The sequence below is a fragment of the Bradyrhizobium barranii subsp. barranii genome, from assembly GCF_017565645.3.
Taxonomy (GTDB): Bacteria; Pseudomonadota; Alphaproteobacteria; order Rhizobiales; family Xanthobacteraceae; genus Bradyrhizobium; species Bradyrhizobium barranii.
Window position 1 is genome coordinate 3,428,231 of the sequence record NZ_CP086136.1, and the last position, 16,850, is coordinate 3,445,080.

General features: G+C 63.7%; 15 protein-coding genes. 12 read left to right on the plus strand and 3 right to left on the minus strand.

Annotated elements, in window-relative coordinates; translation table 11 throughout:
- Positions 1-71: 71 nt before the first annotated feature.
- Positions 72-1,667, minus strand: coding sequence for an ABC transporter substrate-binding protein (locus tag J4G43_RS16420; protein WP_208085624.1), 1,596 nt, complete (start codon positions 1,665-1,667; stop codon positions 72-74).
- A gap of 385 nt (positions 1,668-2,052) precedes the next feature.
- Here J4G43_RS16420 and J4G43_RS16425 point away from each other — a divergent pair, with 385 nt between their 5' ends.
- From J4G43_RS16425 to J4G43_RS16450, 6 genes are all read left to right on the plus strand, one after another.
- Entirely contained in the window at positions 2,053-2,310 is a 258-nt protein-coding gene (locus J4G43_RS16425; RefSeq protein ID WP_071915885.1) for a DUF6489 family protein, read from the plus strand.
- The gene (locus J4G43_RS16430) at positions 2,311-3,111 is read left to right on the plus strand and encodes an esterase/lipase family protein (protein ID WP_208085625.1); all 801 of its coding nucleotides are present in this window, start codon (positions 2,311-2,313) and stop codon (positions 3,109-3,111) included.
- A 46-nt stretch (positions 3,112-3,157) separates the two neighbouring features.
- On the plus strand, positions 3,158-4,708 hold the full coding sequence (locus J4G43_RS16435; RefSeq protein ID WP_208085626.1) for a WS/DGAT/MGAT family O-acyltransferase: 1,551 nt from the start codon (positions 3,158-3,160) through the stop codon (positions 4,706-4,708).
- 10 nt (positions 4,709-4,718) lie between these two features.
- Entirely contained in the window at positions 4,719-5,714 is a 996-nt protein-coding gene (locus tag J4G43_RS16440; protein WP_038957159.1) for an alpha/beta fold hydrolase, read from the plus strand.
- Between the two features lie 132 nt (positions 5,715-5,846).
- Positions 5,847-9,083, plus strand: coding sequence for a bifunctional cytochrome P450/NADPH--P450 reductase (locus J4G43_RS16445; protein ID WP_208085627.1), 3,237 nt, complete (start codon positions 5,847-5,849; stop codon positions 9,081-9,083).
- Positions 9,084-9,113: 30 nt separating this feature from the next.
- A complete protein-coding gene (locus tag J4G43_RS16450; protein WP_085404381.1) occupies positions 9,114-9,788 on the plus strand; it encodes a spermine/spermidine synthase domain-containing protein in 675 nt (224 codons plus the stop codon).
- Between the two features lie 99 nt (positions 9,789-9,887).
- On the opposite strand, the gene J4G43_RS16455 is transcribed toward J4G43_RS16450, so the two are convergent.
- Together J4G43_RS16455 and J4G43_RS16460 are read right to left on the minus strand one after the other, a co-directional pair.
- A complete protein-coding gene (locus J4G43_RS16455; protein ID WP_208085628.1) occupies positions 9,888-10,352 on the minus strand; it encodes a nuclear transport factor 2 family protein in 465 nt (154 codons plus the stop codon).
- Positions 10,353-10,480: 128 nt separating this feature from the next.
- On the minus strand, positions 10,481-11,395 hold the full coding sequence (locus J4G43_RS16460; protein WP_208085629.1) for an alpha/beta fold hydrolase: 915 nt from the start codon (positions 11,393-11,395) through the stop codon (positions 10,481-10,483).
- 164 nt (positions 11,396-11,559) lie between these two features.
- Here J4G43_RS16460 and J4G43_RS16465 point away from each other — a divergent pair, with 164 nt between their 5' ends.
- From J4G43_RS16465 to J4G43_RS16490, 6 genes are all read left to right on the plus strand, one after another.
- A complete protein-coding gene (locus tag J4G43_RS16465) occupies positions 11,560-11,943 on the plus strand; it encodes a hypothetical protein (protein WP_085404378.1) in 384 nt (127 codons plus the stop codon).
- Positions 11,940-13,022 (plus strand): PHA/PHB synthase family protein, encoded by a 1,083-nt coding sequence (locus J4G43_RS16470; protein ID WP_071915877.1) that lies wholly within the window; start codon positions 11,940-11,942, stop codon positions 13,020-13,022. Before J4G43_RS16465 ends, J4G43_RS16470 begins: the two co-directional genes overlap by 4 nt.
- On the plus strand, positions 13,019-13,612 hold the full coding sequence (locus J4G43_RS16475) for a GNAT family N-acetyltransferase (protein WP_208085630.1): 594 nt from the start codon (positions 13,019-13,021) through the stop codon (positions 13,610-13,612). The genes J4G43_RS16470 and J4G43_RS16475 overlap by 4 nt, the downstream gene beginning before the upstream one ends.
- A 202-nt stretch (positions 13,613-13,814) precedes the next feature.
- Complete coding sequence (locus J4G43_RS16480) at positions 13,815-14,270, plus strand: phasin (RefSeq protein WP_208085631.1); 456 nt, start codon at positions 13,815-13,817, stop codon at positions 14,268-14,270.
- A gap of 162 nt (positions 14,271-14,432) precedes the next feature.
- Complete coding sequence (locus J4G43_RS16485; RefSeq protein ID WP_208085632.1) at positions 14,433-15,719, plus strand: DUF445 domain-containing protein; 1,287 nt, start codon at positions 14,433-14,435, stop codon at positions 15,717-15,719.
- Positions 15,720-15,920: 201 nt separating this feature from the next.
- The gene (locus J4G43_RS16490; protein ID WP_208085633.1) at positions 15,921-16,691 is read left to right on the plus strand and encodes an esterase/lipase family protein; all 771 of its coding nucleotides are present in this window, start codon (positions 15,921-15,923) and stop codon (positions 16,689-16,691) included.
- Positions 16,692-16,850: the final 159 nt, after the last annotated feature.

A 16,850-nucleotide genomic window follows, 5' to 3' on the forward strand; every position in this document is an offset into this window, starting at 1 on the left:
ACGTCTTTGTCAGCCGGAAAAGGAAAGGTCCCGGAAGCCTGACGCTGCCGGGACCTCGTGTTCAACTGTCGCTATTCCTTCTTGGTCGCCCAGTGGAACATGACCAGATTGTCGGCGCGCTGCGGCAGGTTGACCTTCTTCGATACGCCCCAGGCCAACGCCTGCTGGTGCAGCGGGATGTAGGACCAGTCCTTGTTGCCGATCTCGTAGGCCTGCTTGATCAGCTGGTTGCGCTTGGCGGTGTCGGTTTCGACCAGCACCTTGTCGGTGATGGCGTCGAACTCCTTGTTGCAGTAACCGCCGAGATTGGCTTCGCCGCGCGAGGATTTGGCATCGTCGCGGCAGCCCATGATGTCATAGAGCACGTTGTGGGAGTCCATCGTGCTCGGCGTCCAGCCCAGCATGTAGAACGAGGTCTGGTAGCCGCCTTGCTTCAGCACCTTGGCGAAGTATTGCGCCTTCGGCTGCGCCAGCAGATTGATCTTGACGCCGATGCGGGCGAGCATGCCGACGACGGCCTGGCAGATCGCGGCGTCGTTGACGTAGCGATCGTTCGGGCAATCCATGGTGACCTCGAAGCCGTCGGCGTAACCGGCCTCGGCCAGGAGCTTCTTGGCACCGTCAGGGTCGAATTTCGGCCGGGTGAACTCCTTGGACAGCAAGAACAATTCCGGAGCGATCATCAGGGCCGACGGCGTCGACAGCCCGCGCATCACGCGCGTCTTGATCAGCTCGATGTCGATCGCCTTGTAAAAGGCCTCGCGGACGCGGATGTCCTTGAATGGGTTCTTGCCCTTGATGCTGGAGTAGAGCAACTCGTCGCGGACCTGATCGAAGCCGATGAAGATGGTGCGCAGCTCCGCCCCCTTCAGCACCTGGGCGTTCGGGCTCGAATCGACGCGGGAGATGTCCTGGATCGGCACCGGCTCGATGACGTCGACTTCGCCCGACAGCAGCGCGGCGACGCGGGTGGCGTCGGAGGCGATCGGGGTGAAGATGATCTCCTTCAGGTTACCTTCGACCTTGCCCCAGTAATTGGGGTTGGCCTTGAACACGGTCTTCACGCCGGGCTGGTGGCTTTCAATGACGAAGGGACCGGTGCCGTTCTCGTGGAGCGAGGCGTAGCTCGGCGTGGTCGCCGCCACCGGCGTCGGATCGACGACGTTGTTCTCCTCGGCCCATTTCTTGTCCATGATGTACCAGACATCCCACGCGTTATGCAGGATGGGATTGGGCGAGGGCAGGACGAAATCGACGGTGTAGTCGTCGACCTTGATCACCTTGACGTCCGGAGCAAGGCGGGTCTGCATGTTGGACCCCTTCTTGCGGACGCGATCGGCCGAGAACAGCACGTCGTCGGCGGTGAAGGGATCGCCGTTGTGGAATTTCACGCCTTTGCGCAAATGGAAGCGCCAGCGGGTCGGCTCCGGGGTTTCCCAGCTTTCCGCCAGCGCCGGAATGATCTTGAGGTCCTTGTCGCGCGCGGTGAGGCCTTGATAGACGTGACCGAGATGGGCGTGAGTGGTGCTCTCGTTGAGGGTATAGGGATCGAGCGACTTCAGGTCACCCTGGTTGGCATAACGTAGCGTCTGGCTCGACGCCGACGAGACCGTCAACGCAAGCGTACCGGCGAGCGTCGCCGCAAACAGAGTTCGACCGACTGACATTCTTGACCCTCTCCACTCTGCCGCGCCGTGATTTTTGATTGTTCGGCGGGCGTCCCAATCCATGTTGCCCAGAGTTCACGACCCGTGCAAGCGCCATTCCAGCAAGGAACGCGCCAAGTTGCGCCGCTGTGCAGCAATGCTGGCCGACAATCTGGCGGCGAGGGGTTCGCGGGCGATATTCGACTTTCGATCGGTGAAGTCCCCGGCCGCGGGGCCCTCGTGCCCCGCCGGGCGCCGAGGAAGCGGGCTCATGGCGGGCGCGATTTCATTGACCATATCCGCCGATCGCGGAAGCAAGGCCGGCCGCCAGCCTCAGGTCGCTTGCGTTGCACACCGTCTCGCGGCGATACTGCGACAGGCCGCTCGAATCTCATCTGGAGGGGACATGAAAGTTAACATCGAAATTGACTGCACCCCCCTTGAAGCCCGCCAGTTCTTCGGACTACCCGACGTGATGCCGATGCAGACCGCCGTGATGGACAAGTTGCAACAGCAGATGATGTCCAACATCGACAAGGTCTCGCCGGAATCGCTGATCCAGAGCTGGTTCACCTTCGATCCGAAGATCGCGGAGCGGTTTCAGGACATGTTCGTCACCATGGCCGGCCTCGGCAGCCCGCGCAGCGGCGACAAGAAGAAATAAATGCCGCCCGGGCCGGACGAGCCGCAGGTGTCGGGCCGGCTTCGTCCGCCGAGCCTCGGCATGCTGCTGGCCGAAGCGCGTGGACTGTTCGAATTCAACGCCAGCCTGATGCTGTCGCCGCTCCTGATGCGCGCGCCCAGGGGCGACGGCCATCCGGTGCTGGCACTGCCGGGCTTTCTTGCCAGCGATCTCTCCATGGCACCGATGCGGCGCTATCTCAGCGAGCTCGGCTATGAGGCGCATGCCTGGCGGATGGGGCGCAATCTCGGTGGGCTGGAACGGATGAGGGAAGCCCTGCGCGCGCGCCTTGCCGAAATCCACGCCACGAGCGGACGCAAGGTCAGCCTGGTCGGTTGGAGTCTCGGCGGCGTCTATGCCCGCGATCTCGCGCTCCAGGCGCCCGAGATGGTCCGCTACGTCGTCACGATCGGTAGCCCGTTTGCCAACGACGTGCGGGCGACCAACGCCACGCGGCTGTACGAAGCGCTGACCGGCGAGCGTGTCGAGGATTTCGCCGAACTGCGCGAGGCGATCGCCGGCGATCTGCCGGTGCCGGCGACGTCGATCTATTCGCGCGCCGACGGTGTCGTGAACTGGCGAACCTGCTTGTTGCGTCCCTCCGACCGCGCCGAGAACATCGAGGTGCACCTGGCGAGCCATATCGGGCTTGGCGTGAACCCCGCGGCGCTGTGGGCCGTGGCGGACCGCCTGGCGCAACCGGAGGGGGAATTCTGGCCGTTCGACCGGGCAGGGCCGTTTGCCATTGCATATGCCCCGCCGGAACGGGCAGTATCGGCCTGACGAGAAGCGCCGGCAAAGGCGCCCGTCAAAATTAGCGGAGGGAACTATGGCTGACGGTAAGAAGCTGTCGTCGCTGGACGCATCATTTCTCTATCTGGAAACGCCGGAGATGCCGATGCATGTCGGCAGCATGGCGATCTTTCGCCTGCCTGACGACTACAAGGGCGACTTCTTCGAAGACTTCAAGGCGATGATCGTCTCGCGCCTGCACATCGCGCCGATCCTGAAGGCACGGCTGGAGAAGGCGCCGCTTGATATCGATCATCCCTCCTGGGTCGAGGACGACCAATTCGACATCGACCGCCACATCTTCCGCGCCAGCCTGCCGCAGCCGCGCGACCGCGCCACGCTCGAACGGATCGTCGGCTGGATGCACGCCAAGCTCTTGAACAGCGCCCGGCCGCTCTGGGAGTTCTACGTGTTCGAGGGCATGAAGGACAACGAGGTCGGGCTCTATTCCAAGATGCACCATGCCGCCATCGACGGCGGCGCCGGGGCGGCGCTGACCAACATGATCTACGATATCTCGCCCACCCCCCGGAAGGTCGATCCGCCGACGGCGGGCAGCAAGCCCGGACAGGAGCCGCGCGACATCGCCGCCAACCTGCTCGATTCCTATCAGCAGCTCTTCACCCAGCCGCTCGATGCCTCGGCGGCAGCGAAGAACCTGCAACTGCCGCGCACGGGCAAGAGCGACATCGGCTCGATCCTGTTCGACAATGCGATGTACCAGATCGAGAGTGCGGTGCGCTTCGCCGGCAACATCCCGACCATGGTCAAGAGCGTCTCCGACGTGCTCGGCAAGATCTCCGATCCGAAATCCCGGGAAAGCCTCGCCAGCATGGTGTCGCCGCCGACCATGCTGAACAAGACGATTTCCTCGGAACGCAGCTTCGCCGGCGTCTCGATCTCGCTGTCGCGTTCAAAGGCGCTCGCCAAGCAGGCCGGCGGCAAGCTCAACGACGTGGTGCTGGCGCTCGCCTCCGGCGTGGTCCGGCGTTACCTCCAGCAATATGGCACGCTGCCGGCGAAATCGCTGACCGCCGCCGTGCCGATCTCGCTGCGCGAGGAAGGCAACACCGAGGCCAACAACCAGGTGTTCGGCATGATCTGCTCGATCGCGACCAATATCGACGATCCCAAGGCGCGGCTGGAGGCGATCATCGCGCAGTCGACCAAGTCCAAGGAGATGTCGCATCCGTTGCGGGCCTTGATGCCGCAGATTTCCAACATCTCGATGCTGGGTGCGCCGATGATGGTGCAGGTTCTGGCGCTGCTCTACAGCCGCTCGAACCTGTCGGATGTGCTGCCGCCGGCGGCCAACATCACGGTGTCCAACGTGCCGGGGCCGCGGCAGACGCTCTATGCCGCCGGCGCGGAGCTGTTGCACATCTTCCCGGTGTCGATCTCGACGCATGGACAGGCGCTCAACATCACCGTGCAGAGCTATCGCGACCAGCTCGACTTCGGCTTCATCGTCGGCGCCAACATCATTCCGCACGTGCAGGTGATGTGCGACATGCTGCCGGAGGAGTTCGCCGCGCTGGAGGCGGCCTACGCGCCGCCGGCGGCCGATGTCAAGGGCGCCGCAGAGTAGGAATATTGCGATGATTGAGATGCCACCGCTCAAGTTCGTGCAGACGAACGGAATCCGCATGGGCTACTACGAGGCGGGCCCGGTCAGCGACAAGCCGCCGATGGTGCTGTGCCACGGTTGGCCGGAACTCGCCTTCTCCTGGCGTCACCAGATCAAGGCGCTAAGCGAGGCCGGCATCCGGGTGATCGCGCCGGACCAGCGCGGCTATGGCGCGACCGACCGGCCCGAGCCGGTCGAGGCCTACGACATCGAACATCTGACCGGCGACCTCGTTGGGCTCCTCGATCATCTCCAGATCGACAAGGCCATCTTCGTCGGTCACGACTGGGGCGGCTTCATCGTCTGGCAGATGCCGCTGCGGCACATCGACCGGGTTGCGGGGGTGGTCGGCATCAACACGCCTCATACCAACCGTGCCTGGGCCGATCCGATCGAGCTGCTGCGCGCTCGCTTCGGCGACAAGATGTACATCGTGCAATTCCAGGATCCGGCGCATGAACCCGACAGGATCTTCGGCAGTCGCGTCGAGCAGACATTCGATGCGTTCATGCGCAAGCCGGCGCCGCGCCCGCCCGATGCGCCGGCAGAGGAAGTGATTGCCGGCGTGGGCGCTTCGCCGCGGGTCAATCTGGCGTTTCCGCAGATGATTGCAGCTTACGACGCGAAGCACGATCCGCGCACGCCGATCCTTTCGCCGGAAGAGAAAAAGGTGTTCGTCGACAATTTCACCAGAACGGGCTTCACCGGCGGCATCAACTGGTACCGCAACATGTCGCGCAACTGGACGCGCGCCGAAGGGCTCGATCACACGGTGCGGGTGCCGTCGCTGATGATCATGGCCGAGAACGACGCGGTGTTGCCGCCGTCTTCCGCCGATGGCATGGACAAGCTAATTCCCGATCTCGAAAAATATCTGGTCCGCGATAGCGGCCATTGGACGCAGCAGGAGAAGCCGGAAGAGGTCAGCGCCAAGTTGATCGAATGGCGTAGAAGGCGGTTTGGTTAGCGCTCGTCGTTGCGAACTCGTCATTGCGAGGCGCGAAGCGACGAAGCAATCCAGACTGCCTCCGCGGATATATTCTGGATTGCTTCGCTTCGCTCGCAATGACGAACATTGAGGCAGGGGGACTACATTTCAATGTCATCCAAGAACCGTCTGGACCCGATTCCGCAGCCGCCGACCAAGCCGGTGGTCGGCAACATGCTGTCGCTGGATTCGGCCGCGCCGGTGCAGCACCTGACCCGGCTTGCCAAGGAGCTCGGGCCGATCTTCTGGCTCGACATGATGGGCTCGCCGATCGTCGTCGTCTCCGGCCACGATCTCGTCGACGAGCTCTCCGACGAGAAGCGCTTCGACAAGACGGTGCGCGGTGCGTTGCGTCGCGTGCGCGCGGTCGGCGGCGACGGCCTTTTCACGGCCGACACCCGCGAGCCGAACTGGAGCAAGGCACACAACATCCTGCTGCAGCCGTTCGGCAACCGCGCCATGCAGTCCTATCACCCGAGCATGGTCGATATCGCCGAGCAGCTCGTCAACAAATGGGAACGGCTCAACGCCGACGACGAGATCGACGTCGTCCATGACATGACCGCGCTGACGCTGGATACGATCGGCCTGTGCGGCTTCGAGTACCGCTTCAATTCCTTCTACCGGCGCGACTACCATCCCTTCGTCGAGTCGCTGGTACGCTCGCTCGAAACCATCATGATGACGCGCGGCCTGCCGTTCGAGCAGCTGTGGATGCAGAAGCGCCGGAAGACGCTCGCCGAGGACGTCGCCTTCATGAACAAGATGGTCGACGAGATCATCGCCGAGCGCCGCAAGAGCGCGGAGGGGATCGACGACAAGAAGGACATGCTCGCCGCGATGATGACCGGCGTCGACCGCTCGACCGGCGAGCAGCTTGATGACATCAACATCCGCTACCAGATCAACACGTTCCTGATCGCGGGGCACGAGACCACCAGCGGCCTGCTGTCCTACACGCTCTACGCTCTGCTCAAGCACCCGGACATTCTCAAGAAGGCCTATGACGAGGTCGACCGCGTCTTCGGCCCCGACGTCAACGCGAAGCCGACCTACCAGCAGGTGACGCAGCTCACCTACATCACGCAGATCCTCAAGGAAGCTCTGCGGCTGTGGCCGCCGGCGCCGGCCTATGGCATCTCGCCGCTGAACGACGAGACCATCGGCGGCGGCAACTACAGGCTCAGGAAGGGCACCTTCATCACCATCCTGGTGACGGCGCTGCATCGCGATCCCTCGGTCTGGGGGCCGCATCCGGATGCGTTCGATCCCGAGAATTTCAGCCGCGAGGCGGAGGCCAAGCGGCCGATCAATGCCTGGAAGCCGTTCGGCAACGGCCAGCGCGCCTGCATCGGACGCGGCTTCGCCATGCACGAGGCCGCGCTCGCGCTCGGCATGGTCCTCCAGCGTTTCAAGCTGATCGACCACCAGCGCTATCAGATGCATCTGAAGGAAACGCTGACGATGAAGCCGGAAGGCTTCAAGATCAAGGTACGTCCGCGCGCCGATCGCGAGCGCGGCGCCTATGGCGGCCCTGTCGCGGCTGCGTCCTCGGGCCCGCGGGCGCCTCGTAAGCCGACGACGCGGCCCGGCCACAATACGCCGATGCTGGTGCTGTACGGCTCCAACCTCGGCACGGCCGAGGAGCTCGCAACGCGCATGGCCGACCTTGCCGAGATCAACGGCTTTGCCGTGCATCTCGGGCCGCTCGACGATTACGTCGGCAAGCTGCCGCAGGAGGGCGGCGTGCTGATCATCTGCGCCTCCTATAACGGCGCGCCGCCTGACAATGCGACGCAATTCGTCAAATGGCTCGGCGACGATCTGCCGAAGGATGCCTTTGCCAATGTGCGCTACGCCGTGTTCGGCTGCGGCAACAGCGATTGGGCGGCAACCTATCAATCGGTGCCGCGCTTCATCGACGAGCAATTGTCGAAGCATGGTGCGCGCGCGGTCTATCCGCGCGGCGAAGGCGATGCGCGCAGCGATCTCGACGGCCAGTTCCAGAAATGGTTTCCGGCGGCCGCGCAGGTTGCCACCAAGGAATTCGGCATCGACTGGAATTTCACCCGCACCGCGGAGGACGATCCGCTCTATGCGATCGAGCCTGTCGCAGTAACCGCCGTCAACACCATCGTCGCGCAGGGCGGTGCTGTCGCGATGAAGGTGCTGGTCAATGACGAGCTTCAGAACAAGTCCGGCGCCAATCCGTCCGAGCGTTCGACGCGCCATATCGAGGTGCAGCTGCCGTCCAACATCACCTACCGCGTCGGCGATCACTTAAGCGTCGTTCCGCGCAATGATCCGACGCTGGTGGATTCGGTTGCCCGTCGCTTCGGCTTCCTGCCGGCGGACCAGATCAGGCTTCAGGTCGCCGAAGGCCGGCGCGCGCAGCTGCCGGTCGGCAATGCCGTCTCGGTCGGACGCCTGCTCAGCGAGTTCGTCGAGTTGCAGCAGGTGGCGACACGGAAGCAGATCCAGATCATGGCCGAGCACGCCCGCTGCCCGGTCACCAAGCCGAAGCTGCTGGCCTTCGTTGGCGAGGAGGCCGAGCCGCTCGAGCGTTATCGCACCGAGATTCTGGCCAGGCGCAAATCGGTGTTCGACATGCTGCTCGAATATCCGGCCTGCGAGTTGCCGTTCCACGTTTACCTGGAAATGCTCTCGCTGCTGGCGCCGCGTTATTACTCGATCTCCTCCTCGCCGTCGGTGGATCCATCGCGTTGTAGCGTCACGGTCGGCGTGGTCGAAGGGCCGGCCGCCTCCGGGCGCGGTGTCTACAAAGGCATCTGCTCGAATTATCTCTCCAACCGACGTGCGGGCGATGCGATCTATGCCACCGTGCGCGAGACCAAGGCCGGCTTCCGGCTCCCGGATGAGTCATCGGTGCCGATCATCATGATCGGGCCGGGCACCGGGCTTGCGCCTTTCCGCGGCTTCCTCCAGGAGCGCGCTGCGCGCAAGGCGAAAGGCGCCGCGCTCGGTCCGGCCATGCTGTTCTTCGGCTGCCGCCATCCCGAGCAAGATTTTCTCTACGCGGATGAGCTGAAGGGGATGGCCGCAAGCGGCATCACCGAGCTTTTCACCGCGTTCTCGCGCGCGGATGGACCGAAGACCTATGTGCAGCACATGCTTGCGGCGCAGAAGGACAGGGTCTGGCCGCTGATCGAGCAGGGCGCAATCATCTATGTCTGCGGCGACGGCGGCGAGATGGAGCCCGATGTAAAGGCCGCGCTCGTCGCGATCCATCGCGAGAAGAGTGGCAGCGATGCCGCCACGGCTGCGCGCTGGATCGAGGAGATGGGCGCGAAGAACCGGTATGTGCTGGACGTCTGGGCGGGAGGGTGATTGTTCGCCCGATCGTGCTAAAGCTCTCGCATGATTCCCTGGGAAAAGATCGACACCGCAAAAATCCCCGGCTCCGACGAAGAGCTCCGCCTGATGCGGCGCGGCAAGGAGTTCTCCATCAAGCTCGGCACCAACGAGCTGATGAACAACCGCCTGTCGGGCTCTGAGGCCGCGCTCGCGACACTGGCGGCGAAGCAGATCGAGAAGGTCGCAAAGCCCGTTGTCCTCATCGGAGGCCTTGGTATGGGCTTTACGCTGCGCGCGGCGCTGACTGTGCTCGGGAGTAAGGCGAAGATCGTGGTCTCCGAGCTCGTGCCGGCGGTGGTCGCCTGGGCGCGCGGCCCGATGGCCGAGGTCTTCGGCGACAGTCTCGATGATGTCAGGGTGAAGATCCGGGAGACCGACGTCGGCGAGATCATCCGCGCGCAGCGGTCGGCCTTCGACGCCATTCTGCTCGACGTCGACAACGGGCCGGAGGGGCTGACCCGGAAGGGCAATAACGCACTCTACAATGCGAGCGGGTTGAAAGCGGCGAAGGTGGCGCTGCGGCCGGGCGGCGTGCTCGCCGTCTGGTCGTCGGGACCCAACCCGGCCTTCACCAAGCGCCTCGGCAGCGCCGGCTTCGATGTGAACGAAGTCAATGTTCGCGCTACCGGACGAGGCGGCGGCGCGCGCCATGTGATCTGGATTGCGCGGAAGAGCTAGGCGGCGATTTGTAGCCCGGATGGAGCGAAGCGAAATCCGGGGCGGTCGATCCGCAAAGAGTGGTCCCGGATTACGCTGCGCTCCATCCGGGCTACGGCTCTAGAACATCGTATTGTTGTTCGCCGGATTTTCCGGGATGTCCTGAACGACGTCCCAGTGTTCGACGATCTTGCCGTTCTCCAGCTTGAAGATATCCACGATCGCGCGGCCCCTGCTGCCGGGCTCGCGAACGGAGTGAACGTGCAGGATGACGAAGTCGCCGTCGACGAATGAGCGCTTGATCTCGCTGTGCGAGTTCGGGAACTTTTCGCGCAGGAAGCCGATGAACTTTCGAAAACCGTCCGGACCATCGGGCGCATTCGGATTGTGCTGGACATAACGGTTGCCGACATAGGCGAGGGCGGCGTCGGCGTCCTTCTGGTTGAGGCCCTTCTCGTAGAAGGCTAGCACGGCGGCGCGGTTGGCTTCTTCCTGCGCGCTGGCGGCCAGCGCAGCGCCGTTGCCGACAGACAGCATGAGAATGGAAGCCGCAATCATTGCGACGGGCCGGACGATGAGGTGCATGTGAACTCCGAGAGGCCGCAGCCTCTGTCTTGCGATTGAGGAAGGCCTGTATAGCTTTCGCACCGGCTCGCGTTAAGAGAGTAACCGGCGGCTCACATGGTCACCGCGAGGAGACTGCCCGCGTCGCTCTACGCCGCCTGCGCTGCCGCGCCTCGCGCGTGCTTGTCGATGGCGCCGACGATCTCGGGCCAGAAGCGCATCGGCAGTGCGTGGCCCATCCCGTCGATCATCAGCAACTTTGCACCCGGAATTGACTCCGCTGTGTCCTTGCCGCCCTCCGGACGGACTAGCGGATCGACCGTGCCATGGATCACCAGCGTCGGCGTTTTTACGCCGCGCAGCCGCTCCTTGCGGCTACCGGAGGCGAGCACGGCGCGGAGCTGCCGTCCGACGCCGGCCGGATTGAGCCCGCGCGCGAACACGCGCTCGGCACGGCCGAGGTCGAGGGCTTCCTCTTCCGGAAAAGACCCGACACGCAAGATCTTCCAGGTCTGGCCGAAGCGGACGATGAACTCTTCCTTGCTTTGCGGCGGCGGCGCCATCAGCATCGCGGCGGCCTCGCGCGTCGGCGGCGGCACGCGCGGATTGCCCGTCGTCGACATGATCGAGGTCAGCGAGCGCACGCGCTCGGGAAACGACAGCGTCACCTCCTGCGCGATCATGCCGCCCATGGAGGCGCCGACCAGATGCGCGGACTTGATGCCGAGCGCATCCATCAGGCCGACCGTGTCCTTCGCCATGTCGATCAGCTTGTAGGTTGCGGCCACGGGAATCCTGAGGAAGCGCAGCTTCAGCAGCTCAAGCGGCGTCAGGCGCTTGCCGCCCGTCAGGTGGCTCGACTTGCCGATGTCGCGATTGTCGAAGCGGATCACGCGAAAGCCGTGCACGGCGAGCTGCTCGCAGAACGCATCGTCCCAATGGATCATCTGCGCCCCGAGCCCCATGATCAGCAGCAGCGGCTCGGCATTGTCGTTGCCAAAGATCTCGTAGCAGATGTCGATGCCGTTGGCGCGGATGGTCTGAGGCGGCTGATGGGTGGTCACGGGCGCGTTCCCTCCTGCTGATCGATGCTGTATCGCACGGTTTGCCGCCGCAATGAAGCCGTGTGCGCCGCACCGCGCGACCTGCCGGTTGACCGCTCCCTCGCAACGGTGTGGTATGGCGAAAAAAGAAGGGCATCGCAGCTCTCGATTTCAGGAGGACGCCGATGACCGACAAGACCAATGACCCCGTCGCCATGTGGCAGAAGATGGTTGGTGAGATGGAGAAGGGGTTCAACTCCTTCGCCAACCAGGCCATGTCGTCGCCCGAGTTTTCACAGGCGATGAACCGCGCGGGAGGGGTTGCTGCAGGTGCTCAGAAGCAACTCGGCGAGCTCATGGAAAAATATCTGGTCTCCATGAACCTGCCCAGCCGCGATCAGGTCACTGGCCTTGCCGAAAGGTTGCAAGCCATCGAAGGCCAGATCGGTGAGATCAAGTGGATGCTGAGCCAGATGGCGGCACGTTCCGGCGTATCTCAGGGCTCCGATACGGCATTGCGACCGCCGCGCACCAGGCGCCCGCCGTCCGAGGGCGGAGAGCAGACATGAATGCAGCCACCGGACTAGATTTCGCATCGATCCCGGATCGCATCCAGTCCGAGGTGCAGCGCGCCATCCAGCGCAGCATCAAGGGCGTCGAATATTTCTCGACTTCGGGCCCTTCGCTCGGCTCGACTCCGAAGGACGTGCTGCATTCGCGCGGCACCATGAGCCTCTATCACTACCGGCCGATGTCCGACGAGATCTACCGCGTGCCGGTCTTGATCGTGATGGCGACCACCAATCGCGGCTACATCCTCGATCTCGTGCCTGGTCAGAGCTTCATCGAGTTCCTGCTCAAGCGCGGCTACGACGTCTACATGCTGGACTGGAGCGCGCCGCGGCCGGAGGAGAAGAGCCTGCGCATGGAGGACTACGTCCTCGACTTCATCCCGGATTGCGTCCGCCGCGTGCAGGCCGATTCCGGCGAGCAGGACGTCTCCGTGATCGGCTATTGCTTCGGCGGCGTGCTGTCCCTGCTCTATGGCTCGATCCACAAGGACGGGCCGATGAAGAATTTGATCTGCTTCACCACCCCGATCGATTTCCGCGAGATGAAGCTGTTCTCCAATTTCTCCGACCGCCGCTATTTCGACGTCGACCGCCTCGTCGACAGCGTCGGCAACGTGCCGCCGGAGATGATCCTGTCCTCGTTCGAGATGCTGCGTCCGGCCTCGCGCACGGTGAGCCAGATCCAGCTTTGGGAAAACATCTGGAACGATGAGTTCGTGAAATCGTACCGCATGTTCGACCGCTGGGCGACCGACACGCTGCCGCTTGCGGGCGAGTATTTCCGCACGATCACCAAGGATCTGATGTGGGACAACAAGCTGTTCAACGACACTATGTCGGTCGGCGGCCGCGCGGCGAAGCTCGAAGACATCAAGGTGCCGTTCCTGCATGCGGTTGCCGAGCACGATCACATCGTGCCGTATGACGCCGCAAAGCACCTGATCGCGAAGATCGGATCCGATGACAAGGAAGAGGTGATGCTGAAGGGCGGTCACGTCTCGCTTGTTGCCGGCGCCAACGCTGTGAAACGGCTGTGGCCGAAACTGGATTCCTGGCTGGGGAAGAGATCGACATGAGTGAGCAGCGTTCCTATCCGCGTCAGGTCAAGACCGACGCTGGCGATATCGAGATCCGCCTGATGTCGCCTGCGGACGAGGCCGCGATGCTGGCCTTCGGCAAGGGCCTGCCGACCCATGATCTGTTGTTCCTGCCGCGCAACATCAGCGAGCCGAAGGTGCTCTCGGCCTGGGTCAAGGAGATCGAGCGCGGCGCGATTACCAGCCTGCTCGCGGTCAGGGACGCCGAGGTCGTCGGCTGCGGCACGCTGGTGCGCGATCCGCATTCCTGGTCGCCCCATGTCGGCGAGATCCGGATGGTTGTTTCCCTCGACGTGCGCGGGAAGGGGGTCGGGCGGGCGCTCTCGCAGGAGACTTTTGCGCTCGCGCTCGGCGCCGGCCTGGAAAAGCTTTCGGTCCAGATGACGGTCGACCAGCAGGCGGCGATCGCCCTGTTCGAGAGCCTCGGCTTCAAGGCCGAGGCGCTGCTGCGGGACCATGTCCGGGACGTCGACGGCAAGACCCACGACATTGTCGTGCTCGGGCACAATATTGCGCAGGTGCAGGCCCAAATGGAGGCCTATGGGCTGCCGGGTGCAGTCCAGCATTAGGGGCGGCCGGCTCGTTATCCGGGAACCCGTCTGGCCAGGGAGGCGGCAAATTGCCTTCCATTGAGGTTGTTCACGATTTCGTGATATCGCAGTGCAACACGAATATTGCATCGCACCATTAATCATGTCATATAAGCGTGCCCCGGGCCAGTGAGGACGGGGTGAGCCCATAGCTCAACCCAATGAGGATGGAGAGAACCCCATGACCACCGAAACCAACACTGCCTTCGAGGGCTTCAAGGACGCTTTCAAGAACATCCTGAACCTGGAAGTTCCCGAGGCCGCTCGCGAGTTCGTCAAGAAGTCTGCCAACACCGCCAAGGACCGTGCTGCCGAGGTGTTCGCTGGCTCCGAGCGCGTGACCGCCGCCGTCGAGAACGCGGTGACCGAGTCCGTCACCGAGGCCGGCAAGATCAGCCGCAACATCCAGCAGGCGATCTATGAAGACGCCGAGGCGTTCTTCTCGGGCATCGACAAGCTCGCGTCCGCCAAGTCGGTCAGCGAAGCCGTCGAGATCCAGTCGAGCCTGCTCCGCGCCCGCGGCGAAGTCTTCGTCTCGCGCGCCAAGGCGACCGCCGACTATGTCGGCAAGCTCGCTGCCAACGGTGCGAAGTCCGCTCAGGACAACTTTGCCAAGGTCTACACCAAGACCGCTTGATACGGCGCCCTGAGTACAAACTGAAATTTGAGGCCCGCTTCGGCGGGCCTTTGTTTTTTACGCTGCCGTCATTGCGAGCGAAGCGAAGCATACAGTCCGTCGACGTGGAAAGACTCTGGATTGCTTCGCTTCGCTCGCAATGACGAGTAGGGTGATGCAGTGATGACCCCACCCGCCACCTTCTCCTTCAACAGCCCCGGTGACGCCGAACGCGCGGCGGAGCTTCGCCGCATCAAGGCACTGGCGACGCTGGTGCTGGCCTCGACGCTTGCCCTGTTCGTCGTCGCGAAATGGCTTCTGCCAGTGCATCCTGTGTTCGGCTTCATCGCGGCCTTCGCGGAAGCTGCGACCATCGGCGGGCTCGCCGACTGGTACGCGGTGGTCGCGCTGTTCAAGCGGCCGCTCGGCCTGCCGATCCCGCACACCGCGATCATCCAGAGCAACCAGGCCCGCATCGCCGACAAGCTGGGCGAGTTCATCCAGGTGCATTTCCTCGACGCAGGTCCTGTGGAGGCCAAGCTGAAGGAGATCGATTTCGGCTCCTTCGTCGCCGACTGGCTGCGCGACCGCAAGCGCAGCGATGATCTCGCGCGTTTCGCGCTGCGCCTGCTGCCGGAGGCCGTCTCCGCGACGGAAAGCTCGGGTCTGATGACCTTCATCATTCGCCGCATGTCCTCGCAGCTCCAGGCGATCGACCTTGCGCCGCTCGCGGCCGGTACGCTGCGCGGCTTCGTCGCGGAAGGGCGGCATCAGATCCTGTTCGACGATCTCCTGCGCGTGATGCACGAGACGCTGAACCAGACCGAGACGATGGCGATGATCCGCGAGAAGGTGCGCGCGGAGTTGCCGACCCTGCTCAGGCTCTATCGCGCCGACAAGTTTCTGGTGAACAAGATCGTGGCGTCCGCCACCGCTTTCTTCAACGAGGTGCGCAGCGATCCCAAACATCCGTTTCGCGGCGAATTCGATCGCATGGTGCTGGGCTTCGTCGATCGGCTCGGCACCGATCAGGCCTATATCGATCGTATCGACGGATTGAAGCGCGATCTGCTCGCCCGGCCGGAGCTTGCCGATCTCGCCCGCACCGTCTGGGCCAACACGCGCTCCTTCATCGAGCGCAGCGCGAGCGGCGAGACGCAGGTGCTGCAGCATCATCTTGCCGGCATGTTCGTCGCAGCGGGCGAGGCGCTCGCCGGCGATGCCGAGCTCCGCGGCGAGATCAACAAGGGTCTGGTGGCGGTGCTGCGCAGCTTCGTTGCGGATCAGAAGAGCGGCGTCTCGACCTTCATTTCCGACCAGGTCAAGGCGTGGGATATGGCGCAGCTGATTTCGCTGATTGAAATCAACATCGGCCGCGACCTGCAATACATCCGCTTCAACGGTTCGCTGATCGGCGGGCTCGCAGGTCTTGCGCTCTACTCCGTAGAATTCCTGCTTCGATGGTTGTGACTTTTGCGTCACGGACGCTGGCATTCACGCGCGGGCCTATTGTCGCCTTGGGCTTCACCCGCTTGAATGTCCGGAACCGGCCGCCTAGCTGATTCATGCTGCGTTGCGGAACGTTCGAGAAGCCGGACTGTTGGAATTCGTACCCATTTGCCGGCATCGCAACCGGTAGCCTTTTCAGCAATTCTGCCCAGGGGACCATTGATGACCGCTACTGCCCAGACGCTGCGTCCGCCGTCCCGCACCTTGATGTTCCTGGAAGGGCGCGCGATCCACGAGTTCGGCGCATTCCTCGGCGCACTGCCGCTGCTGAGCCTCGCGCCCCGCGGCGATGGGCATCCGGTGCTGGTGTTCCCGGGCCTCGTGGCCTCCGACGCGTCGACGCGCGCGCTACGCACGTTTCTGACCAGTAAGGGCTACGCGGCAAGCGGCTGGCGCCAGGGCCGCAACTACGGTCTGCGCGAGGGCGTGCAGCATGCGATGGTCGATCTCGTGCAGGAGCTCAGTGACAAGCATGGCCGCAAGATCAGCCTGGTCGGCTGGAGCCTCGGCGGCCTCTATGCGCGCCAGCTCGCCAAGATGATGCCCGCGCGCGTGCGCCAGGTGATCACGCTCGGCAGCCCCTTCGCGGGCGACCCCCGTTCGACCAATGCCTGGCGCGTCTATGAGTGGGCGAGCGGGCGGAAGTCCGATGAGGTCGATCCGCAGTTCGGCGGCGAGCTCGCCGTCCCGCCGCCGGTGCCGACCACCGCCATCTTCAGCCGTACCGACGGCGTCTGCGCCTGGCAGGGCTGTATGGAGAAGACGGGAGCGCAGACCGAGAGCATCGAGGTCGAGAGCAGCCATTGCGGTATGGGCCATCATCCCGCCGCCGTCTATGCGGTCGCCGACCGCCTCGCGCAGAAGGAAGGCCAGTGGCGGCCGTTCGACCGCAGCGGCTGGCGCAGCATGGTCTATCCCGATCCGCATCGGTAAGCGGGGCCTGCATGGTTCGAGACGCGCGGCTTTGCCGCGCTCCTCACCATGAGGACTGAGAGCTAGTGATGCCGCGCGAAAGTGATCAGACCTCATCCTGAGGAGGCGCAAAGCGCCGTCTCGAAGGATCGAGCCCGGTTCGCGCTTTGATTGTCGCCC

Coding starts and splice junctions, on each gene's coding strand:
- J4G43_RS16420 (WP_208085624.1), bottom strand. CDS start 1,667: ATGTCAGTCGGTCGAACTCTGTTTGCGGCGACGCTCGCCGGTACGCTT.
- J4G43_RS16425 (WP_071915885.1), top strand. CDS start 2,053: ATGAAAGTTAACATCGAAATTGACTGCACCCCCCTTGAAGCCCGCCAG.
- J4G43_RS16430 (WP_208085625.1), top strand. CDS start 2,311: ATGCCGCCCGGGCCGGACGAGCCGCAGGTGTCGGGCCGGCTTCGTCCG.
- J4G43_RS16435 (WP_208085626.1), top strand. CDS start 3,158: ATGGCTGACGGTAAGAAGCTGTCGTCGCTGGACGCATCATTTCTCTAT.
- J4G43_RS16440 (WP_038957159.1), top strand. CDS start 4,719: ATGATTGAGATGCCACCGCTCAAGTTCGTGCAGACGAACGGAATCCGC.
- J4G43_RS16445 (WP_208085627.1), top strand. CDS start 5,847: ATGTCATCCAAGAACCGTCTGGACCCGATTCCGCAGCCGCCGACCAAG.
- J4G43_RS16450 (WP_085404381.1), top strand. CDS start 9,114: ATGATTCCCTGGGAAAAGATCGACACCGCAAAAATCCCCGGCTCCGAC.
- J4G43_RS16455 (WP_208085628.1), bottom strand. CDS start 10,352: ATGCACCTCATCGTCCGGCCCGTCGCAATGATTGCGGCTTCCATTCTC.
- J4G43_RS16465 (WP_085404378.1), top strand. CDS start 11,560: ATGACCGACAAGACCAATGACCCCGTCGCCATGTGGCAGAAGATGGTT.
- J4G43_RS16470 (WP_071915877.1), top strand. CDS start 11,940: ATGAATGCAGCCACCGGACTAGATTTCGCATCGATCCCGGATCGCATC.
- J4G43_RS16475 (WP_208085630.1), top strand. CDS start 13,019: ATGAGTGAGCAGCGTTCCTATCCGCGTCAGGTCAAGACCGACGCTGGC.
- J4G43_RS16480 (WP_208085631.1), top strand. CDS start 13,815: ATGACCACCGAAACCAACACTGCCTTCGAGGGCTTCAAGGACGCTTTC.
- J4G43_RS16485 (WP_208085632.1), top strand. CDS start 14,433: ATGACCCCACCCGCCACCTTCTCCTTCAACAGCCCCGGTGACGCCGAA.
- J4G43_RS16490 (WP_208085633.1), top strand. CDS start 15,921: ATGACCGCTACTGCCCAGACGCTGCGTCCGCCGTCCCGCACCTTGATG.